The organism is Mangrovimonas xylaniphaga, from assembly GCF_001280435.1.
GTDB classification, from domain to species: domain Bacteria; phylum Bacteroidota; class Bacteroidia; order Flavobacteriales; family Flavobacteriaceae; genus Mangrovimonas_A; species Mangrovimonas_A xylaniphaga.
Window position 1 is genome coordinate 183,221 of the sequence record NZ_LBIP01000013.1, and the last position, 22,482, is coordinate 205,702.

Annotated in this window: 24 protein-coding genes and 1 tRNA gene; 19 read left to right on the forward strand and 6 right to left on the reverse strand. The window is 39.7% G+C overall.

Annotated features, from left to right (window positions below):
* The first annotated feature begins 27 nt into the window (after window positions 1–27).
* From ZA06_RS00905 to ZA06_RS00925, 5 genes are all read left to right on the forward strand, one after another.
* On the forward strand, window positions 28–969 hold the full coding sequence (locus ZA06_RS00905; RefSeq protein ID WP_053975535.1) for an alpha/beta hydrolase: 942 nt from the start codon (window positions 28–30) through the stop codon (window positions 967–969).
* Between the two features lie 69 nt (window positions 970–1,038).
* Entirely contained in the window at window positions 1,039–1,602 is a 564-nt protein-coding gene (locus ZA06_RS00910) for a TMEM175 family protein (RefSeq protein ID WP_053975536.1), read from the forward strand.
* 249 nt (window positions 1,603–1,851) lie between these two features.
* A complete protein-coding gene (locus ZA06_RS00915) occupies window positions 1,852–3,069 on the forward strand; it encodes a DUF3500 domain-containing protein (RefSeq protein WP_082331894.1) in 1,218 nt (405 codons plus the stop codon).
* Between the two features lie 366 nt (window positions 3,070–3,435).
* The gene (locus tag ZA06_RS00920) at window positions 3,436–4,023 is read left to right on the forward strand and encodes a DUF6705 family protein (RefSeq protein WP_157503029.1); all 588 of its coding nucleotides are present in this window, start codon (window positions 3,436–3,438) and stop codon (window positions 4,021–4,023) included.
* A gap of 100 nt (window positions 4,024–4,123) precedes the next feature.
* Window positions 4,124–4,786 carry a hypothetical protein gene (locus tag ZA06_RS00925; RefSeq protein WP_053975538.1) on the forward strand — a complete coding sequence of 221 codons (663 nt, stop codon included), beginning with the start codon at window positions 4,124–4,126 and terminating at the stop codon, window positions 4,784–4,786.
* A gap of 151 nt (window positions 4,787–4,937) precedes the next feature.
* Here the strand turns inward: ZA06_RS00925 and ZA06_RS00930 are convergent.
* A tRNA-Pro gene (locus ZA06_RS00930) sits at window positions 4,938–5,012 on the reverse strand.
* A gap of 544 nt (window positions 5,013–5,556) precedes the next feature.
* Here ZA06_RS00930 and ZA06_RS00935 point away from each other — a divergent pair.
* From ZA06_RS00935 to ZA06_RS01000, 14 genes are all read left to right on the forward strand, one after another.
* Window positions 5,557–5,970, forward strand: a complete 414-nt coding sequence (locus ZA06_RS00935) for a c-type cytochrome (protein WP_082331895.1) — start codon at window positions 5,557–5,559, stop codon at window positions 5,968–5,970.
* A gap of 47 nt (window positions 5,971–6,017) precedes the next feature.
* Window positions 6,018–6,623: a uridine kinase gene (udk, locus tag ZA06_RS00940; protein ID WP_053975539.1), complete on the forward strand. Its 606-nt coding sequence runs from the start codon at window positions 6,018–6,020 to the stop codon at window positions 6,621–6,623.
* 5 nt (window positions 6,624–6,628) lie between these two features.
* Window positions 6,629–6,952, forward strand: coding sequence for an FtsB family cell division protein (locus ZA06_RS00945; protein WP_053975540.1), 324 nt, complete (start codon window positions 6,629–6,631; stop codon window positions 6,950–6,952).
* The gene (locus ZA06_RS00950; RefSeq protein ID WP_053975541.1) at window positions 6,945–8,297 is read left to right on the forward strand and encodes a methylmalonyl-CoA mutase subunit beta; all 1,353 of its coding nucleotides are present in this window, start codon (window positions 6,945–6,947) and stop codon (window positions 8,295–8,297) included. Before ZA06_RS00945 ends, ZA06_RS00950 begins: the two co-directional genes overlap by 8 nt.
* Before the next feature lie 17 nt (window positions 8,298–8,314).
* Complete coding sequence (locus tag ZA06_RS00955; protein WP_053975542.1) at window positions 8,315–8,974, forward strand: hypothetical protein; 660 nt, start codon at window positions 8,315–8,317, stop codon at window positions 8,972–8,974.
* Between the two features lie 2 nt (window positions 8,975–8,976).
* Window positions 8,977–9,609, forward strand: coding sequence for a hypothetical protein (locus ZA06_RS00960; RefSeq protein WP_157503032.1), 633 nt, complete (start codon window positions 8,977–8,979; stop codon window positions 9,607–9,609).
* Window positions 9,609–11,735, forward strand: coding sequence for a methylmalonyl-CoA mutase (gene scpA / locus ZA06_RS00965; protein WP_053975544.1), 2,127 nt, complete (start codon window positions 9,609–9,611; stop codon window positions 11,733–11,735). The genes ZA06_RS00960 and scpA overlap by 1 nt, the downstream gene beginning before the upstream one ends.
* 146 nt (window positions 11,736–11,881) lie before the next feature.
* A complete protein-coding gene (locus tag ZA06_RS00970; RefSeq protein ID WP_053975545.1) occupies window positions 11,882–12,646 on the forward strand; it encodes a ParA family protein in 765 nt (254 codons plus the stop codon).
* On the forward strand, window positions 12,646–13,557 hold the full coding sequence (locus ZA06_RS00975; RefSeq protein ID WP_053975546.1) for a ParB/RepB/Spo0J family partition protein: 912 nt from the start codon (window positions 12,646–12,648) through the stop codon (window positions 13,555–13,557). Before ZA06_RS00970 ends, ZA06_RS00975 begins: the two co-directional genes overlap by 1 nt.
* Window positions 13,547–14,161, forward strand: coding sequence for a DUF5683 domain-containing protein (locus ZA06_RS00980; RefSeq protein ID WP_053975547.1), 615 nt, complete (start codon window positions 13,547–13,549; stop codon window positions 14,159–14,161). The genes ZA06_RS00975 and ZA06_RS00980 overlap by 11 nt, the downstream gene beginning before the upstream one ends.
* A gap of 3 nt (window positions 14,162–14,164) precedes the next feature.
* Window positions 14,165–14,869, forward strand: a complete 705-nt coding sequence (gene dapB, locus ZA06_RS00985) for a 4-hydroxy-tetrahydrodipicolinate reductase (RefSeq protein ID WP_053975548.1) — start codon at window positions 14,165–14,167, stop codon at window positions 14,867–14,869.
* A gap of 56 nt (window positions 14,870–14,925) precedes the next feature.
* The gene (gene lepB, locus ZA06_RS00990) at window positions 14,926–16,461 is read left to right on the forward strand and encodes a signal peptidase I (RefSeq protein ID WP_053975549.1); all 1,536 of its coding nucleotides are present in this window, start codon (window positions 14,926–14,928) and stop codon (window positions 16,459–16,461) included.
* A 35-nt stretch (window positions 16,462–16,496) separates the two neighbouring features.
* Window positions 16,497–17,117, forward strand: a complete 621-nt coding sequence (locus ZA06_RS00995; protein ID WP_053975550.1) for a WbqC family protein — start codon at window positions 16,497–16,499, stop codon at window positions 17,115–17,117.
* 35 nt (window positions 17,118–17,152) lie between these two features.
* Window positions 17,153–17,425, forward strand: coding sequence for a DUF6122 family protein (locus ZA06_RS01000; RefSeq protein WP_316931769.1), 273 nt, complete (start codon window positions 17,153–17,155; stop codon window positions 17,423–17,425).
* Here ZA06_RS01000 and ZA06_RS01005 read toward each other — a convergent pair.
* Genes ZA06_RS01005 through ZA06_RS01025 form a run of 5 tightly spaced genes read right to left on the reverse strand, consistent with a single transcriptional unit; the run spans window position 17,414 to window position 22,333 of the window.
* Complete coding sequence (locus ZA06_RS01005; RefSeq protein ID WP_053975552.1) at window positions 17,414–18,436, reverse strand: endonuclease/exonuclease/phosphatase family protein; 1,023 nt, start codon at window positions 18,434–18,436, stop codon at window positions 17,414–17,416. The genes ZA06_RS01000 and ZA06_RS01005 overlap by 12 nt on opposite strands.
* A 6-nt stretch (window positions 18,437–18,442) precedes the next feature.
* The gene (locus ZA06_RS01010; protein WP_053975553.1) at window positions 18,443–19,306 is read right to left on the reverse strand and encodes a rhomboid family intramembrane serine protease; all 864 of its coding nucleotides are present in this window, start codon (window positions 19,304–19,306) and stop codon (window positions 18,443–18,445) included.
* A 1-nt stretch (window position 19,307) separates the two neighbouring features.
* A complete protein-coding gene (locus ZA06_RS01015) occupies window positions 19,308–20,129 on the reverse strand; it encodes a rhomboid family intramembrane serine protease (RefSeq protein ID WP_053975554.1) in 822 nt (273 codons plus the stop codon).
* Window positions 20,130–20,132: 3 nt separating this feature from the next.
* Window positions 20,133–22,046, reverse strand: a complete 1,914-nt coding sequence (gene mutL / locus ZA06_RS01020; RefSeq protein WP_053975555.1) for a DNA mismatch repair endonuclease MutL — start codon at window positions 22,044–22,046, stop codon at window positions 20,133–20,135.
* On the reverse strand, window positions 22,046–22,333 hold the full coding sequence (locus ZA06_RS01025) for a hypothetical protein (protein WP_053975556.1): 288 nt from the start codon (window positions 22,331–22,333) through the stop codon (window positions 22,046–22,048). Before ZA06_RS01025 ends, mutL begins: the two co-directional genes overlap by 1 nt.
* Between the last annotated feature and the right edge of the window lie 149 nt (window positions 22,334–22,482).

A 22,482-nucleotide genomic window follows, 5' to 3' on the forward strand; every position in this document is an offset into this window, starting at 1 on the left:
GAAATATGAATCTTAAAACCTAATATGATGTCACAACAAAAAATTTCCTATAAAAACACAAATAACGGACTAACAATGTCCGCTTATTTAGACCTTCCAACCAATTTTGATGAAAACAAACAATACCCAGCGTTGGTAATTACGCATCCAGGAGGAGGTGTAAAAGAACAAACAGCCGGTATTTACGGCAGAAAATTTTCAGAACACGGCTTTATTACTATAGTAACTGATGCTTCATACCAAGGAGAAAGTGGTGGCGAACCACGTCAATTGGAAAATCCTTACATCAGAACAGAAGATATCAGTTCCGCGATAGACTACCTGACCACATTACCTTATGTTGATAATGAACGCATAGGTGCCTGGGGAATCTGCGCTGGCGGTGGATATACAGTAAATGCGGCCATTAATGATAAGCGAATTAAAGCAGTTGGTACCGTAAGCGCTGTAAATATTGGACATATGTTCAGTAAAGGTTGGCTAGGTGATCAAAACATGAAGGACGCTATGGGCTTTTTACAATTTGGCGCACAAGTTCGCACCAAAGAAGCTAATGGTGAACCTATTGAAAAAATGCCAATGGCGCCATTCAACAAGGAAGATGTACCTTATGCAGACTTACAGGAAGCCTGGGAATATTACAGAACTGATAGAGCACAGTGTTCCACTGCCCCTGGATATGGTACCGCACGAAGCCTAACGCAATTAGTAACTTATGATGCGTTCAATTTATCAGAAGTATTTTTAACACAGCCGCTGTTTGTGGTTGTTGGAAGTATTGCCGAATCAAAATGGATGAGCGACGATTTGATGAAACGTGCAGCATCTGAAAACAAACAGATGTACATTGTAGAAGGGTCAAATCACATGAAATTATATGATATTCCAAAATATTTAGATGAAGCCGTTGCACAGTTAGCACCTTTCTTTAAAGAGCATTTAGGAGTGGCCGAACTCATTGAAGCCTAAAATTAATTCCATTAGATAAGCCGAAGCCATGCTTCGGTTTTTTTTATTAATTTAACAAAAACCAAACCAATGAAAAAAGAACGCTTTGAGGCAATTACAGATGCCGTAATGGCCATTATTATCACCATCATGGCATTGGAAATCGAATTGCCAAATTTTAACGAAGAAGGTATTAACGAGTTTATGGTCCAAATCATAATCTACATCATCAGCTATGCGTTTATCGCCATTCTTTGGATCAACCATCACAACATTTTTAAATATGTAAAAATGGTTGACCATACCACATTATGGTGTAACTTTTTATTGTTGTTTTCAACCTCGTTAATCCCATTGGCCACAAGAACTATTGATAAGGAGTTTTTTAATAATCAAAGCCATATTTTGTTTGCTTTGGTATTGGGGTCAGCTACAGTGTTTTACTTTTTACTGGACGAAAGGGCAACCAAATTATCAGGAATTAAACGAACCACAAATACTCGTAAATTGAATAGTATAGCCACGGCATTGTTTGCTTTGGCAATTCCTTTAAGCTATGTGAGCATCTATATATCGGCTGCCATTTTTGTTTTGGTTCCAACCGCCTATTTTTTGTTGCCTAGAAAAATTCTAAATAAAAATCCTACCGATTGATCCAACACTATATTTTAACACATGGTAACCTCGTCCCTTTGGTTATAAAAGTTTTCACGACACTACTTAATGAAATAATGACAAACAACGAAAGCACAACACCGGTTATGATTCAGCAGGTTGCTAGTATGTGAACCAAAGAAAAAAGCGTATATTTAAGTTGCTTTCTTAAGCGTATAAATCCAGAGAATCCATCCCCGCCCAAATCACACCCTAAACGGTACTGCAAGCTAAAGCAACTCTTAACAAATGAAAAATGTAATCATAATATTCATCCTATTCATTGCTTTTGGTTGCAAACAGAAAGATTCTCAAAAGGAAAATGACGAAACTTCTGAAAATATTGAGAAACTTAATTTTTGGAAAAAACAATTTGCCCAAAAGGAGTCAGACGCCCTGAAAGAGCCTTTTGTTGGAGTTTTTACAGAAGATGGCGATTCGGCTGATTTGTTTCAAATTCATTCTACAGGCGTTTCAACTTTACCAATTCAAAAAGCTGCTGAACATTTTTTAAATAGCTTATCTCCTTCACAACTGCAACGTACCACATTCGACATGGAGGATGAGGAATGGAGAAAATGGTGTAATGTAGACAACGGCATATATGACAGACAAGGAGTTAGCCTGAAAGAATTGACCGAGAATCAGAAAAAATGTGCTTTTCAATTAATTCAAGAGTCTTTAAGTGCAAAAGGGCTCCAGCTTAGCAAGGATATTATGAAGACTGACCATACGCTTAAAGAACTCAACAACGGCTTATGGTATTATGATGAAGAATTGTATTTCCTGACCATTATGGGGAACCCCTCAAGTACGGAACCTTGGGGTTGGCAATTGGATGGACACCACCTGATTATTAACTACTTTATTTTAGGAGACCAAGTGGTAATGTCTCCTGTGTTTATGGGAGGGGAACCAATAATTACAACTACTGGGAAGCACAAAGGAAATACCCTTTTTCAAGACGAACAGAATTTAGGATTGAACATTATGCGTTCTTTAACGCCAGAACACCAAAAAGAAGCTACAATCACAAAAATTAAAGCTGGCAATAACAATGTGGCTGAAGCCAATAAAGATAATTTAACGCTCAATTATCAAGGGGTTCAAGTCTCAAAATTTTCTAATGAACAGAGGCAAAAACTCCTAGACTTAATTTATTTGTACATCAGCAATATTAGGGAGGGACACGATAAAGTCAAAATGGAGGAAGTAAAGGCACATATAAATAACACCTGGTTTTCATGGGTTGGAGACACTTCTGAAGATGCTGTTTTTTACTATCGAATTCATAGTCCGGTTGTATTGATTGAATTTGATCATCAAAAAGTTGTTGGTGTACCAAATGCCGATGATGGAAAGCCATCAAGAAACCATATCCATACCGTTGTAAGGACACCAAACGGAAATGATTATGGGAAAGATTTATTGAGACAACATAAAGAAAAACACCACCACAATAATTAACAGCCAGCAACCAACAACAGAATAAGCCCAGCTGGGTACGAAATCGAAGATTCATCGAAGCTAAGGTATCCGTTCACTAACCTATAACCAAAGGGTTCACTACTCTCTCCCTCGTCACTTCGAGTACTATTGACGCAGGAAACCGCGTATCAAGAAGTCACCACCCACTATTCCGTCACCATGAGCTTGCCGAAGGGGCCTCCGCTCATTATTAATAACTTTTAGTATTTTCTTACATATCATAAAAAAACACATAACTTTATAAATAATAAAAACAACCAAAACCTATATAGGTGATAAACAGCATAGTGTTTAGCCCAATGTTGTGGTTAATAACCAAACCAAGTTTAATAATCCCAGATTTAAATGAAAAACATAGTAACGACAATATTAGTTTTAGTGCTATATTCTTGTGTTAGTTCGCAAACCGTTGTTGATATGTCTGATGAAAGAAAAGAAGAGTATCGCAAAAATGGAAAGTACTATATAAAAGACAAGAAGAACTTTATGAATTCTTTCATAGGTACATGGCAATATATAAATGATAATACAGAGTTTAGAGTAACATTATCTAAAATTGAAAAGTACCATTATATAGGACCTTTTAATGTAAATTATTATAAAGATGGAATGGTAATTCAGTACCAAAAATATAAAAATGGAAAATTAGTTTATAATTCTACTGTTGGTACCCATCCAAATGGTGTTATTGAAGAATTTGGAAAACTATACATGTCTTTTTATGATTATGAAAAAAGAAATAACTACCTATTAGATTTAATTTTAATTCAAGAAACAAATAAAAACGATAAGTTAAGATTTACTTTATCTAGTATTATGTCAAGAAATAAATCAATCCCAAAAAGATTAGAGTATAGGTTTAGTTCTGGTGAAATAACTCCAGATGAGTCATTTTTTAGCGTACCAGATGATATTATCATGACTAAGATATAAAAACTAACTACAACACAATGTATGATTCATTGCTATCTTTATTTCATAACACGAAAAATCCGGATCACAATTTAAACCAACTGCCAAAAATTGATAACTAATGAATAAAATTTTAAAAACATTCCCGTTTGTTCTGCTCTCAATTATTGCCTGTAAGGCGCAAAACAATGAACCATCCAATTTTATTCCAAATGGATATACTGAATTTGAAAAATATTTTGGAGACCTAAATCAAGATGGATTGGAAGATTGTGTTATGATAATCAAAAAGTCTGACCCAACAAATATCGTTACAAATCGATTTGGCAAAAAAGTGGATAGAAATAGACGTGGAATTATTGTACTATTTAACAACGGGAATGATTACCAATTAGCCGATAAAAATTACGAGTGTTTTTCATCGGAAAATGAAGATGGAGGAGTCTATTTCCCGCCCGAATTATGGATTGAGATTAAAAATGAAAAATTGTATGTGAACTACACACACGGCAGATATGGATATTGGGAATATACTTTTAGATTTCAAAACTCTAATTTTGAATTAGTTGGATTTGACTCAACCAGTAATCATGGCCCAGTCACAAATAAAAAAACAAGCATTAACTTCTTGACAAAAAAGAAACTAATCAAAGAAAATACCAATGAAAATGCAGAAGGTGGAGATGAGATTTTTAATGAAACCTGGAGCAACATTGAAATAAAACATTTAATAAAAATATCTGATATAAAAGACTTTGACGAATTAGAAATGTATAACTTTTAGACACTTTCCCGCTAGTGAGCCAATTCGAAGATTCAGCGAAGCCAATGTATCCGTCCTCTAAGCTATAGCCAAACGGTTCACTACTACTCCCATTACCTCTCTACTGAATTCAATGCACAAAAAAAGCCGAACATTGCTGTTCGGCTTTTTGTCGGGGTGGCAGGATTCGAACCTGCGACCTCCTGCTCCCAAAGCAGGCGCGATAACCGGGCTACGCTACACCCCGAGTGGTTATCTAATCCATTAAGAACATCACAATGCCCTTAAATTGGGTGTGCAAATATATAGCTTTTATTGAAAAACCAACAACATTTCTATAGAAATTTAAAAACCTTGTAAAATTCCCTAATAGCAGTCAATATTTCAGCAGTTAAATTAGGACAAATATCCTCTTTTGCCTTACTGTATTAAACATCAACAAACCATTGACTACCCAAACATTGAAGATAAATAAAGCCACTATAAACTTCCCTAACAACCATGAATAGGCTTCCAATGCTCTTTTTTCATCACAACAAAAAAATTAAAACCAAAAAAATTGTTTAAGATGCGCTTTGCTCCCATAAATCTAACCTACACCCAATGCATGCCTTTTTCCCTTAACATTAACATCCCATTTGTAAAGGAAATTTATTGGCCAAACTTTAAAATTTCAGTACCTTGACAACGCTTATTTCCTCCTTAGCAAAGTAGCTTTGGAAGAACATCCAACCCCTTTGGTTTAGAGATTGGATAAGCTTATAAATTGTCAAACTATTACGCTCAACATAATGAATCTATACACACTCTTTATCTCGCTTTACCTCTCCTTTGGAGCTGGGACAAACTACTATACACCGGTACAAAAGTCATCGTTACAGGACAGCATCAAAAAAGGCAAAGTGGTGTATGAAAGCTTTTGCATGACCTGCCATATGGCCAACGGAGAAGGCCTCCCAAAAGCATTTCCTCCCTTGGCTAAAGCCGATTACCTTATGAACAAAAGAGCAGAGAGCATCAAAGCTATCAAATATGGACTTTCCGGAACCATCGTGGTCAATGGCAACACCTTCAAGGGCTCTATGGCCCCATTGGGATTGTCCGATAAACAGGTAGCCGATGTCATGAATTACATCACCAATTCATGGGGAAATCAAAACGATAAAATGGTCACGGAAAAAGAAGTTTCGGAAATTCGCCCTTGATTATTCTTGTAAATATTTAAATTTGCTTCATTAATAAAAGAGGAATTATGCTAATTATAGGGATTGCAGGAGGAACCGGCTGTGGCAAGACAACGGTAGTGAACCAGATACTCGAACAATCGCCTGATGGTGAGATTGGTATAATATCGCAGGATTCTTACTACAGGAACACCTCACACCTCACTTACGAGGAACGTACGGCTATCAATTTCGACCATCCAAGGTCCATCGATTTTGAGCTCATGGAGGCGCATCTCAAAGAACTGAAAGAGGGCAATACCATAGAGCAACCTATCTATTCCTTCGTAAAGCACAACCGCACGGGCGAAACCCTAAAAACCGCCCCTACCAAAGTGATGATTGTAGAGGGCATTTTGATCCTTACCCACCCCGAACTGCGCAAATTGTTCGACATTAAAATCTACGTGCATGCCGATAGTGATGAGCGCTTGATTCGCCGTTTGAAAAGAGACATCTCAGAACGTGGAAGAGATCTGGACGAAGTCCTGTCACGCTATCAGGATACCCTCAAGCCCATGCATGAACAGTTCATTGAACCAACAAAGGAATATGCCGACATCATTATTCCTAACAACAGATACAACACGGTGGCCATAGACATCGTAAAATCCATTATCAACCAAAGTTTATAAACGCGTTGACCTTTAAAATAAAATACCTTAAGCCCCTTAAAAATCCATTCGTGCTCATCTTGTTGGGCTTTGCTGTTTGGATGCTGTTTTTTGATGCCAACTCCTGGCTCATCCACCATGAACTCAATACCGACATTGAAGAATTGGAAGATGAAAAAGAGTACTACAAAAAAGAGATTTCAAAAGACAAGAAAGCCATCAAAGCCCTGAGTACAGAGGAAGGCCTTGAAAAATTGGCCCGAGAAAAATATTATATGAAAAAAGCGAACGAGGAGATATACATTATCGAATACGAAGACAGCTTAAAAACACAATCGAACCATGACTAAATTGGCGTTCAACGAATTTCAGGAGGTCTCTTCCAAACAATGGAAGCAGAAAATACAGGTCGACCTTAAAGGAGCCGATTATAACGACAACCTTATTTGGAATACCAACGAAGGCATTGATGTACGGCCTTTTTACCATTTGGATGAAATGGAATTGCCTTTTCCAAATCCAAGTACTCAAGCTTCTCAATGGACCATCAACCAGACCATTTTTGTAGCCGATGAAGCAAAATCGAATGCAAAAGTCAAAGAGGTCCTAAACCGTGGTGCCGAAAGTATCACCTTTGTCATTCCTTCTTCGGGAGTTGACTTAAACGCCCTAATGGAAGGATTGCTAAATTCTGAAACCACCTTTCATTTCACCCTGCAGTTTTGCTCAGATGAGTTTGTAAAGGAATTAAAGGCACTTTTGGGCAACACGCCTTTCGCGATACATATTGACATTATTGGAAATTTGGCAAAAACAGGTAACTGGTACCGCAACCTGAACAGCGATATCGAAGCCTATAAAGCCATCGTTGCCGAAACCAACGGCATTACCATCAATATGGGGCTATACCAAAATGCGGGAGCCAACCATATACAGGAACTAGCCTATGCCCTAGCCCACGCCAACGAATATCTGAACCATTTGGATAATAACCCTAGTATTAAGGCCACCTTCCAGGTGTCTGTGGGCAGCAATTACTTTTTTGAAATTGCCAAGCTTAGAGCCTTACGTTTGCTTTGGGCCTCTTTAGCTTCAGAATATAATGTAGACGAAACCTGCCATATCATTGCCACCCCTACCAAGCGCAACAAAACCTTATACGATTATAACACCAACATGCTACGCACCACGACCGAATGTATGGCAGCCATTTTGGGAGGGGCCGACACTGTGGGCAACTTGGCCTATGACGCCATTTACCACAAAGACAACGAATTTGGTGCGCGTATTGCCCGTAACCAACTCTTGGTACTAAAACATGAAAGTTATTTCAACAAGGTGAACAACCCGGCCGATGGCGCCTATTATATTGAACAGCTCACAGACCAGTTGGCAGACAAAGCTCTGGAATTGTTCAAGGACATCGAGCAACAGGGCGGCCTGTTGAAACAGTTAAAGGAAGGCACTATTCAACGTAAAATAAAAGAAAGCGCCACCAAGGAGCAGGAAGCCTTAAATAAAGGCGAATTGGTACTTTTAGGAACCAACAAACACCCCAACCCAGAGGATAGAATGAAAGACGAGTTGGAACTTTACCCCTTTGTCAAAACCAATCCGGTAAAGACACTTCTGCCGCCAATCGTAGAAAGACGCTTGGCCGAAGCTTTGGAACAACAACGAATCAAATCAGAATAACCAAATCATTTAAAATTATGAAATTTAAATTAGTGACATTATCAGTAATCTTAAGTTTTACCTTGTTCAACTGCAAACAGGAATCCAGCACGCCGGACATTCCTTTAATATATGCCAACCGCAACGAGATCAAGCTCTGCAACAGCAAGGACTCCTTACTATTGAACGAAGCCCTTCAATCTTTTGAAACCGATCTTTTGGACACCTATGGAGACGAAAAGAAAAACAGCAATAGGGCCTACACCCAGTTTTTCAATGCGGTGAGAACCAAAAGAATTGATTACACAACCATGGCTTCAGACCATACCAAGGAAGTTTTGGGAGCCCTAAAAACCCAACAGGGGCTTTGGGTTACCGATGGCACCGAATACCACCTAGACTACAACAACCCAATTGTAGAATGTGTGAGCACCAACATGACCGAGTCTGGTTTCAAAACCACTTTTAAAGCCTTATTGGACACAAACAGCATGAGCTACAGAATGTATGGAGAAGCCATTAGAAAACAGACTACTATGCTAAACAAAGACAAATATTTGGCGCTTTTTGTGGCTTTGGACATGTACTATGCAAAAATGCTCAACATCGACTTTTCAAAAGTGGAAGCAGCCTCTAATGTTGATTTCAACCAGACACCTCCTAAACAGGAAGACAACCACGAAGGACACAACCATTAATCATGTATAAAAAACTGCTTTCCATATCCCTCTTGTTCCTAACGCTAACCTCTTGTATGCAGGTGGCACAGCAAGTCAACAATTGGGCGGAACCTATAGAAGGAAGTGAAATATATGGCGACTATTTCCAATTGGATGACGACGCCATAAAAGTATTTCTGCCGGACTCATTTGTAAAATATTCGGCGGTGGAATACCAACAGATGTTGGATTCTATGCTTACCAAAGAAGCCTATGAATTTGAAACTAGAAGGCTCAGGTATTTAAGGGAAATGGAAGGCAATCATTATTTATTTTTCGATAAGGGAAATGGCGCTACTTACAGTATAAACACCATGCCGTTCACCCCTATATACAAGAGGGACGCCCAACAACTATTGGGGCTGATCAGGCTAAACTACGAACAAACAACCGCAGGCTCCGATTTGGAATTCAATAAAATAACAGCAAAATACAGTTCCAATGCGGGCACCCAAATATTCAAAGCTGTCTATCGCGTTGATAATAAGGAGACGCAAATTACGGCCTACAGCGCCAGTTATATACTGTCTGGGAACAAAAAAACGGTAATGATAAATCTAACCACTCCTTTTGAAGTGGATTTTGATCCCTACCTTCAAAAAATGATACTCTAATGCAAAGAAAGAACCTTCAACATATCACCCTTAAAAGGACCTTGGAAGCTCCCGAAAAGAGCCCTCAGGAAACCTTTCAAACGGCCGAGGACATTCCGGTAAAAACCACCTACTCCAAAGCCGATTTGGAGGAAGTAGACCACCTAAATTTCGTAGCAGGGATCGCGCCCAATTTACGTGGGCCTTACAGTACCATGTACGTGAGACGCCCTTGGACCATCAGGCAATATGCCGGTTTTTCCACAGCGCAGGAAAGTAATGCCTTTTATAGAAGAAATTTGGCCGCCGGTCAAAAAGGACTCTCCGTAGCCTTCGATTTGGCAACCCACAGAGGCTATGACTCCGACCACGAACGTGTGGTGGGCGACGTTGGAAAAGCAGGGGTAGCCATAGACTCCGTAGAGGACATGAAAGTGCTTTTCGACCAAATTCCATTGGACAAAATGAGCGTTTCCATGACCATGAACGGTGCAGTATTGCCCATCATGGCCTTTTACATCGTGGCTGCCGAAGAACAAGGCGTAAAACCCGAACAACTCTCTGGAACCATTCAAAATGACATCCTGAAGGAATTTATGGTGCGTAATACCTATATCTACCCACCTACACCTTCCATGAAGATCATTTCGGATATTTTTGAATACACCAGCCAGCACATGCCAAAATTCAACAGTATCAGTATTTCGGGCTACCATATGCAGGAAGCCGGTGCTACCTGCGATATTGAATTGGCATACACCTTGGCCGACGGATTGGAATACATCCGTAAAGGATTGGATGCAGGTATGGACATCGACACCTTTGCGCCTCGCCTATCCTTCTTTTGGGCCATTGGGATGAATCACTTTATGGAAATTGCCAAAATGAGGGCGGCCAGAATGCTCTGGGCAAAACTCCTGAAGCAATTCAATCCTAAAAATGAAAAATCACTGGCATTGCGTACCCACTGTCAAACTTCGGGTTGGAGCTTGACGGAACAAGATCCGTTCAACAATGTGGCTCGAACTTGTATAGAAGCTGCTGCAGCAGCGTTTGGAGGCACCCAATCCTTGCATACCAACGCCTTGGATGAAGCCATTGCACTCCCAACGGATTTTTCGGCACGTATTGCAAGAAACACACAAATCTACCTTCAGGAAGAAACCCAAATTACCAAAACTGTGGATCCTTGGGGAGGCAGTTATTACGTAGAAAAACTTACCCATGACATTGCAGAAAAGGCTTGGGCGCTCATTGAGGAAGTAGAAGCACATGGAGGAATGACCAAAGCGATCGAAGCTGGTATCCCTAAAATGAGAATTGAGGAAGCGGCGGCCCGTAAACAGGCCCGTATCGATTCTGGACAGGATATCATTGTTGGGGTGAATAACTACAGATTGGAGCACGAAGCGCCCATCCAAACCTTGGAAGTAGACAACCAAACCGTACGAAACCAACAGATAGAACGCTTAAATAGACTAAAGGCCAAGCGTAACAGTGAAGCCGTAAAAAAGGCCCTTTCAAAACTAACCGAAGCCGCCCACAGCGGTGCCGAAAATTTATTGGCCCTAGCCGTAGAAGCAGCCCGCGAACGTGCTACTTTAGGAGAAATCAGTGATGCTTTGGAAACAGTCTTCGGACGTTACAAGGCACAAATAAAATCAGTTTCAGGTGTGTACAGTAAAGAAATAAAAGAAGACGATTCCTTTAAAAAAGCAAGGGAATTAGCCGATACATTCGCCAATCAAGATGGTCGCAGACCGCGTATCATGATTGCCAAAATGGGACAGGATGGTCACGACCGCGGCGCCAAAGTAGTCGCCACGGGTTATGCCGACATAGGTTTTGACGTGGATATTGGTCCATTGTTCCAGACCCCTCAGGAAGCTGCCAAACAGGCTGTTGAAAATGACGTCCACGTGTTGGGAGTATCCTCTTTGGCCGCCGGTCATAAAACCCTGGTACCACAGGTAGTAGAGGCCCTCAAAGCCTATGGCCGTGAAGACATTTTAGTAATTGTTGGCGGGGTAATCCCAAAACAGGATTACCAATATTTATTTGATGCCGGCGCAGTAGCTGTATTTGGTCCTGGAACCAAGATTAGCGATGCAGCCATTCAAATTTTAGAAATTTTGATTGACGAATAAAGAGTATCACCACCACATATAGCCCCAATAAACCCTTGCGAGACCAAGACTGCTTTGAAAATAAACGTTTAACGTTTGTTAACAATTAACGTTTTTTAAACTCGCAAATAATCGTATTTTTACCAAGACAAAAACCAAATCAATTAATGGGTAAAATCATTGCAATTGCAAATCAAAAAGGAGGCGTTGGAAAGACAACGACCTCGGTAAACTTAGCCGCTTCTTTAGGTGCTTTAGAAAAAAAAGTATTGCTTATCGATGCCGATCCTCAGGCCAATGCAACCTCAGGCCTTGGTATTGATGTTGAAAGCATTGAAATTGGAACCTATCAATTATTGGAGCATACATTGCCCGTAGAGGAATGCATTATGCCAACCGAGTCCCCTAACGTAGATATCATTCCTGCGCACATCGACTTGGTGGCTATCGAAATTGAATTGGTTGATAAGGACCAACGTGAATACATGATGAAAAAGGCCATTGGCCACTTAAAGTCAACTTATGACTATATCTTGATCGACTGTGCCCCATCTTTGGGCCTTTTGACCTTGAACGCCCTAACCGCTTCGGACTCCGTAGTAATTCCTATCCAGTGTGAATATTTTGCTTTGGAAGGATTGGGCAAACTGTTGAACACCATCAAGAGTGTTCAAAAAATCCACAACCAGGATTTGGATATCGAGGGCATGTTGTTAACCATGTACGACGCCCGTTTACGCTTGTCTAACCAAGTGGTTGAGGAGGTTCAAAAACACTTTAGCGATATGGTGTTTGAAACCATCATCCAGCGTAATGTACGTTTGGGGGAAGCGCCTAGTTATGGTGAAAGCATCATCAACTATGACGTGACCAGTAAAGGCGCCGTAAATTATTTAAATTTGGCGAAAGAAATCATTAAAAAGAATGAGTAATGGCGAAGGTAGTAAAAAAGCAGGCCTTAGGAAGAGGACTTTCCGCACTTCTTAAGGACCCTACTAATGATATAAGTTCTGTTCAAGATAAAAATGCCGATAAGGTTATTGGAAATATTGTGGATTTGGATATCACTTCCATTGAAATCAATCCATTCCAGCCCCGTACCAATTTTAACGAAGAAGCTCTTCGTGAATTGGCCACTTCCATCAAGGAGCTTGGGGTCATCCAACCTATTACGGTTAGAAAATTAGATTTCAACAAATACCAATTGGTATCTGGAGAGCGTCGTTTTAGAGCCTCCAAATTATTGGGCTTGGAAACCATTCCTGCCTACATCCGTATTGCCAACGACCAAGAGTCTTTGGAAATGGCCTTGGTGGAGAACATCCAACGTCAAGATCTGGATCCTATAGAAATCGCTTTATCCTACCAACGTTTGATTGATGAAATCAACTTGACTCAGGAACAAATGAGCGACCGTGTGGGGAAAAAGCGCTCTACAATTGCCAACTACCTCCGTTTGTTAAAATTGGATCCAATCATCCAAACAGGGATGCGTGATGGCTTTATTTCCATGGGACATGGTCGTGCCATCATCAATATTGAAGATCAAAACGCCCAATTGGAGATTTACGAAAAAATCATTTCCAATAAATTATCCGTACGTGATACCGAAGCCTTGGTAAAAACCTACCAAGAAGAAAAAACTGTTAAAGTACCGAAAAGCAAATCAGGCGAACAGGAACTACCTGTGTTCATCAAAGATGGGATTAAGGAGTTCTCGGAATACTTTGGACACAAAATCAACGTTAAAGTTTCCAAGAATGGTAAAGGAACCATTTCCATTCCCTTCCATTCCGAAGAAGATTTTAACCGTATGCAAAAATTAGTTAAAGGTGTCAAATAAGCTTTTTTATAGTACGCTTTTTTTCATCCTATGTCATCTTTCAGGTAACGCTCAAACTCAAACGGACAGCACGGCTGTAAACACCGACCTAATGGTGGTTCAAGACAGTGTAAAACGTCGTCCATTGAATATATTGGCTCCTTCAAAGGCTGCTTTCTATTCTGCTGTGTTACCTGGTTTAGGACAGGCCTACAACAAGAAATACTGGAAAATCCCGATTGTTTATGCAGCATTGGGAACCGGTATTTACTTTTATGTAGACAATAGTAAGCAGTACGACCGCTACCGCGATGCCTACAAACGTCGTTTGGCCGGTTTTAAGGATGATGAGTTTTGGGGTGAAGATTCTGAAGGAAATCCTTTGGAGAATCCGCGACTTTCCAAAGAAGGTCTTATCAGAGCCCAAAAAACTTTACGTAGTAACAAAGAAGTGTCACTTTTGGTGACCTTAGGACTATATGCCCTTAACATTATAGATGCCAATGTCGACGCGCATTTACTGCAATACAATATCGACGAGAACTTGGCATTGAAACCTCACTTTAAATATAACGAACAAGATAATAGTTCCGATTTGGGACTTACCCTCAATTTTAAATTTTAGATCATGAAAATAGCCTTATTGGGATACGGAAAAATGGGAAAGGCCATCGAAGCCATTGCCATCGACCGTGGACACTCTATTGTAATTAAAGCCAATGCCGATACCGATGATTATGATATTACCGAAGCTGATGTAGCCATAGATTTTAGTGTACCCTCTTCGGCATTTAAAAATATCTCCAAGTGCCTTAGCAACGGAGTACCTGTCATTTCAGGAACCACTGGATGGCTTCAGGACTACGACAAGGCAGTTGAGCTTTGTAATGCCAATGAAGGCGCCTTTATTTATGCGTCTAATTTCAGTCTTGGTGTCAACCTCTTTTTTGAGTTGAACCGTGTGTTGGCCAACTTGATGAAAGGACAACCGCAATACCAAGTGAGCATGGAGGAAATCCACCACACTCAAAAATTGGATGCCCCTAGCGGAACGGCCATTACACTAGCCGAAGGAATTATCGACAACAATGCCACCTACAACAATTGGACTTTGGAAGCGCCGCAAGAGGACCAAATCCAAATTGAAGCGAAACGTATTGCCGACGTTCCAGGAACCCACATAATCAACTACGATTCTGAAATTGATTCCATTCAAATTTCGCACACCGCACACAACCGTCAAGGGTTTGCTTTGGGTGCCGTGATTGCTGCGGAATGGATTGTTGGGAAAAAAGGTGTATTTTCGATGAAAAATGTGTTAAACATTGGTTAAGGAGCCATTTCTTCTTTACCTTTTTCGATACATTTCAACTTACTAAACTCTAAAACATGACATTATCACAATGGTTTATCTTTTTCCTTGCCATACAACTAATCCACGGCTTGGGAACCTGGAAACTTTATGTTAAAGCAGGACGTCAGGCATGGGAAGCATTTGTTCCCGTTTACAATGCCGTCATCCTCATGAAAATCATTAACAGACCTTGGTGGTGGACCATTTTGTTATTTGTTCCTATTGTGAACCTAATCATGTTTCCGGTGGTTTGGGTAGAGACAGCTAGAAGCTTTAAAAAGAATTCTACCACTGATACCCTTTTGGCTGTTGCTACTTTAGGATTTTACAATTATTATCTAAACTATGTAGCGGATGTAGAATATGTTGAAAATCGTGATTTACATCCCCGAACTGCTTTTGGGGATTGGGTAAGCTCGATCCTGTTCGCCATTGTAGCCGCAACCATTGTGCACACCTATTTTATTCAACCGTTTACTATTCCTACCTCCTCTTTGGAAAAGACTCTTTTGGTAGGAGATTTCCTGTTTGTTAGTAAAGTAAACTATGGTGCAAGAATCCCAATGACCACTATTGCCGCGCCTATGGTACACGATACCATTCCCGGTGCCAAAATAAAATCGTATATCCCAAAATTTGAATTGCCTTATTTAAGACTCCCTGGTTTTGAAGATATCGAGCGCAATGACATTGTGGTGTTCAATTGGCCTGTAGATACCATGCTGGACATGTATCACACCGATAAGTATTACTACAAACCTATCGACAAAAAAACCAACTATGTAAAACGTTGCGTGGGTATTCCAGGGGATTCTTTGGAATTAAGAGATGGCTATGTTTACATCAACGGAGAGCAAAATGACCTTCCAGATCGTGCCAAGCTGCAATTCTCTTATGAAATCTCTTTTAAAAGAAATATCCATCCACAAGAAATTGTAGCGATGTTGAATCGTTACGACATTACAGACGGTTTGGCTTATGGAAGAAGTCAAGGGTCTTATTTAATTCCTGCTGCTTCTGATGAAGCCATTGCTCGTTTAAAAAACCACCCAGATGTGGCAGACATCGTTTCTTTAAAAAATCCTAAAGGAGAAAGATCTTCTGGAATTTTCCCAAGTAATGTTGCCTACAACTGGAACAACGACAATTTTGGACCATTGTATATCCCTAAAGAAGGAGCTACCATCGATTTGAATCTTGAAACATTGCCACTTTACAAACACTTAATTACCCATTACGAAGGGCATAAATTGTCAGTTAATGGAAATCAAATCCTTGTAGATGGACAACCTACTACTAGTTACACCTTTGCCAAGGATTATTACTGGATGATGGGAGACAACCGTCATAATTCACAAGATTCACGTGTTTGGGGCTTTGTACCATTTGATCACGTGGTTGGGAAACCTGTATTTATCTGGATGAGCTGGGGCAATGGCAAACCGCGTTGGGAGCGTTGGTTCACCACTGTTGAAGGTAGTGGCAAGCCTACTTCCTACTTAATTCCGTTCTTGGTGTTATTGGCAGGTTGGTTTGGCTTCAGCAAATGGAGAAAACGAAAAGCAGAATAAACATTCTCTAGTTTCTAATAGATTTTTTAGTAGTTATGGATATTGTCATACACCCTACCTATTTTCCCAATGTGGCGCATTTTGCAGCACTATTGCAGGCAAAAACTATCACCTTGGAAATGTGTGACAACTATCAAAAACAAACCTACCGTAACCGCGCCTATATATATGCGGCCAATGGTAAGCTGCTTTTGAATATTCCTATTAAGCATACCCAAAAAAACCGACAGCTATACAAGGATGTAAAAATTGCCAACGACACCGATTGGCAATTGCTTCATTGGAAATCTTTGGAATCGGCCTATCGAACCTCCCCATATTTTGAGTTTTACGAAGTCGATTTGGAACCTCTGTTCAAAACACCTTTTGAATATCTTTTAGACTTCAATTTGAAGTGTTTTGAAACTATTTGTGAATGTCTGCAATTGGACATCAACTTTGAAACCACTAGCGAGTATCACAAAGACCCGACTCCGCTAGAAGATTTTAGAAGCTTGGTGAATAGCAAAGGAGAACCCCAAAGAGACTTTGAAGCTTACACCCAAGTGTTTGGCGACAAACATGGTTTTATTTCCAACTTGAGCATCTTGGATTTGTTATTTTGCGAAGGCCCTAATGCCATTACCTATCTGGAAGCTCAGAAACTACAAAAGTAATGCTACAAACCATTATACATTACGGGATTCACTTTATGCTTCCCGTGTTGGTTTCAATTATCTTTTTTAAACCAAAATGGCTAATGGCAACACTCATTATGTGGGCCTGTTTTGCCATCGATTTAGATCACTTACTGGCAACCCCTATGTTTGACCCCACACGCTGTAGCATAAATTTCCATCCACTTCACTCCTATTATGCCATTGCAGTTTATGCCGCACTTTCATTTTGGAAACCTAGTAGAATTTTGGGAATTGGCCTGCTCATTCACATTTTGGCAGACTCGGTAGACTGCCTAATGATGTAGCTTTAATTTGGTCATGATGGGATAATGATCGGAAAGTTCGGTATCGAAGGTTTTAAAACTGTTCACCTCAAAATCCTTATCCGCTAAAATAAAATCAATCCTTACTGGGAAAAACTTGAAGTTAAAAGTTCGTCCAAAACCATTTCCGGCCTCTACAAAAGTATCTTGAAGCTCTCCTTTGATTTCCTTATACACATAGGAATAGGCCGTATTGTTGAAATCGCCACAAATAATCATTTTATAAGGACATTTCGCCTTGTTCCTTAAAAAGAGTTCTGTCTGGCTTTGTTGCATCTTAAAAGTGCCTCCAACGCGCTTAAACAGGTTCTCTGAGGATTCCTCGGCCAACTTTTCCACATTAGGGTCAATCCTCAGGGATTGTAAATGCACATTGTAGATTCTAATGGTATCCTTCAATTTTACAATATCCACATAAATGGCGTTGTTCGAAGAATTTGGAAACTCAATAGAACCGGAATTCACAATAGGGTATTTTGAAAAAATGGCCTGCCCACTCTTTACTTTATTTCCCGACACCTTTTCAAACTTATGATAATTTTTAAGTTGAATGCTTTCATCTGGACGGTATTCCTGAAGGCTTATAATATCTGGTTCCTGCGTTTTGATAAAGCTCAACATCTCTTTCTTAACGTCTTTGTCTTTGATCCATTCAAACAAATTGAACAAACGCACATTATATGTCATCACCGAAAGGTTGGCCTCATCTTCGACATCTTTGGAAGACGAAAATTTATAAAGTGAAAACAGATAGGTATAACCAATACTTAGAACCAAGAGCGACAACAATAATTGCTTCTTGACTTTGAGCAACCAATAAATGACAAAAAGAATATTGAGGAGGATGAGTACCGGAACCGCTAAACTAAGCACCGATAAAAAAGCAAATTTACCAGGCGATACGTGAGGTAAAATATAAGATAGCAACAACATGGTTGCTACAATGGAGTTAATGAAGAATACTAATTTTTCAATGATTTTTAGTCGCTTCATACAGTCTTAATCCTTTCCTGCTTTAAACAAAAATGATTTTTCTTCCTGCGTCAAACTTTCATAGCCGCTCTTGCCAATTTTATCCAAAATAAGATCAATGCGCTTTTGTTTGGTAAATGCGTTGAATTCTTCTTTGTTATGGCCCACAAAAGATTTAGCTTTACTTCTATGCACAGTTTTTAAAGGCGACTTAGGCTTAAAGAAACTCTCAATCCATCCCATAAAATTTTCAAACCACTTGCCAATATCTTTGCCTTTTGTGAGCTGTTGCGCATAAACATATCCCAGCAAACTTCCTCCCAAATGCGCCACATAGCCTCCTTGATTCAAACTGAACAATCCCAAAACATCGATCACTACCATGGCCACACCAATATACCAAAGCTTGATATTAAAAGTCATTAAACGGGCTTCTTTGTGTGGCATATAGGCACTTAAAAATATAATCAAGGCGCGCACACCTGCAGATGCTCCAACAAGGGTTCCTACATTTTTTAACTGTGATTGAGGAAACAGATTATAGACCAACAAAAAGGCCAATCCACCGGAAACAATCCCCATAAAGTAGATGTTCAAAGCCGTTTTGGTACGGAACAAATTGAGCATCATTTGGGAAATAAAGTACAGAATAAGCATGTTGAGTGCCACATGCCAAAACCCATAGTGCACAAAACCATAAGTAAACAAAGACCAAGGCTGATGGATAAAATCCTCAAAACGTTTAGGCAATTCAAACCAATGTAAGCTAGTTCCGTAGGCCTTAAAAAGAATTAAGGAGATAAGGAACACCACGATATTAATACCAATGATTTTTTCAAAGGCATTTAATCGCTTGAGCTTATATTGTATGTCCTGACTCAAGGAAGTCATATCAATACCATCTGTTTTTATTGAACTGTGTTTTCTTCCAATACCACATGATAAGGAATCCTGTCAAAGCACCTCCAATATGTGCTATATAAGCTGTATTACTAGGACTAAAGAACGACTGACCGGTAAGCGCCGAAATCAAATCCAAAATGATAATTCCTGGGATAAAATATTTAGCTTTTATAGGGATTGGCAGAAAAATCAACATAAGTTTTGCTTCAGGATTCATCATTCCAAAGGCCGCCAATAATCCCATAATACATCCGGAGGCCCCCACCATGGAAGAGTTTGTTTTAACATTTAAATGATAAAATGCCTGAAAACTATTCTTATCCACTAGTGAAAAATTCTCGTTAAATGTCGTGAAAATAGGTTGCATTTTATCATATAAGATATCCCCGTTATAATAGTTTCCTTTAACGATATCTAGATTAATAATTTCTTGAACCATATCCGTAGGCAAACCTAAAGAGGAAATTTCTTTTAAATCAGGAAAAATTTGAATATAGTAAACAATGAACGTTAGCAAAACAGCTCCCAAACCAGAGGATATATAAAGAAATAAAAATTTCTTATTTCCCAACTGCTGCTCCACCGCACTTCCAAACATCCATAAAGCCAACATATTAAACGCAATGTGCGCTATATTGCCATGCATAAACATATGGGTAATAATCTGCCAAGGTTGGAAGAATTCATGTTTCGGAAAATACAAGGCAAACCATTTGTAAAACAATTCGCCATGACCTATAGTAATGGTACCAATAAACATGATCACATTAATAATAATGAGATGTTTTACGGTATCGGTAATCCTAATCATAGTCTACATAAATTTTTTATCCAAATCGTCCACACTCATCGTAATGAAGGTTGGTCTATTGGTTGGTGACACAGAAGGTTCTTTACAGGCAAACAGACTGTTAACCATGTGCTCTTGTTCTAACTTTGTAAGAGATTGTCCTGTTTTGATGGCCAAACTTTTGGCGATGGATTTAGCCAAAAGATCGGTGGCACTAAAACTACTATCAGGCACTTCCTGTTCCACATCGCTGATGAGCTGCTCCAAAATAATGGACACTTCACTCTCGGGCACATTTACGGGAACACCAGTAATCTCAACAAGATCCTCACTGAATTGGGAAAACACAAAGCCTGTAAATTCCAAATCTTCCTTAAGACTCTCTAAAATAGGAATTTCATTTGATGAAAAGTGCAATTCCAAAGGAAAAAGTAGCTGTTGGCTTACCGCTTCCCTAACGGTCATACTTTTCAGCAGGTTTTCATAAAGAATACGTTGGTGGGCCCGGTGCTGGTCGATTACCAACATCCCCGACTTAATCGTGCTTACGATGTATTTGTTATGAACCTGATACGTGTTTTGTGTCGCCCCTACTTCATGATCTTGGAACAATGGTTCGGTGGTTTCCTCACTTTCAAATTCTACTTCACTAAAATCCTCTTCATCTCTAGTCCCTTTGGATTCCAAACCAACATAAAGACTCTCCCAACTAGCTCCTGTATCTTTTTTATACGATGTAGTTGCAAAGCTTCCTCCTCCAAAAGAAGAAGAAGAAGAAGAAGAAGAAGAAGAAGAAGAAGAAGAAGATTGACGCGAAGTACTCATCTCCTCCGCAAACGGATTAAAGTTTCTATCCACTTCTATCGTTGGTGTGGATGCCTTCTTATCTTTATAATCATAAGGCGTATCCAAATTGGTATCCAAATCGAAATCCAAAACCGGAGCAATATTGAACTGCCCCAAACTGTGCTTTACCGAAGAACGGATAATGGCATATAAGGTATGCTCGTCATCAAATTTAATTTCGGTTTTGGTTGGATGAATATTGATATCGATAGTTTTTGGGTCTACCTCCAAATTCAAGAAATAACTTGGATGCGCCCCATCTTTTATCAAGCCTTCAAAGGCTGAATTGATGGCATGGTTGAGATAGGCACTCTTGATAAAACGATCATTTACAAAAAAGAACTGTTCGTTACGGTTCTTCTTGGCAAATTCCGGTTTTCCAACAAAGCCCGAAATCTTTAGAACTTCGGTGACTTCATTTACGGGCACCAATTTTTCGTTGGTCTTGCCTCCAAAAATATTCACCACACGCTGCCTATAATTACTAGCAGGTAAATTAAAGGTTTCACTGCCGTTATGATACATCATAAAGGCGATATCCGGATGCGCCAAAGCTACACGCTGAAACTCATCGATGATATGACGAAGCTCAACCGTATTGGACTTTAAAAAGTTACGTCGTGCCGGAATATTAAAAAACAAATGCTTCACAGCTACCGAGGTACCTTCGGGTGTGACCACCACTTCTTGCGCGGTGACCTCACTGCCTTCAATGGTAATTTGGGTCCCTAATTCCTCTTCGCGTTGACGGGTTTTAAGCTCTACATGGGCAATGGCTGCAATACTGGCCAAAGCCTCTCCCCTAAAACCTTTGGTATGCAAACTGAACAAATCTTCAGCTGCCCTGATTTTGGAGGTGGCATGGCGCTCAAAACTCAACCGTGCATCGGTAGGGCTCATCCCCTTCCCATTGTCGATAACCTGAATGAGCGTTTTTCCCGCTTCTTTTATAATAAGTTTTACCTGATTGGCGTCGGCATCAATAGCATTTTCCATAAGTTCCTTTACCACGGAAGCAGGCCTTTGCACCACTTCACCGGCAGCTATTTGATTGGCAACGTGATCAGGTAAGAGTTGAATGATGTCTGCCATTAGGGTTTTGAAAAGAATATAGATAAATCGAAATCGATGATAATAAGGAATATCAGAATCAAGATTCCCACAATAATCAGGACACGCTGGTTGGCGCCCATGGTGTCTGGGTTGTTCTTATAATCTTCCAAAGCATTGTTGACCTTGGTTTTCAGACCTCTGTTGTTGCCTACGGTCTGCCTGTAGTCATCAAATTTATGCTTCAGCTCATAAGGACTTCCTTCACCTTTATAATATCGTGGTGTATACTCGAATTTCTTGTTCTTTTTTAAGCTAAATATTCCCATAATGTATCTGTTATTCGTAACGACTTAAAATGTATAGTAGTACTAGAACAGTAATCAAAAATAAGACCAAAAAAGGAAGCGAGGTAAAAAAAGATTTTTTTCGGCGGTTAGCATCCCTAACTTCCTTCCATTGCGACTCCATAGTGTCT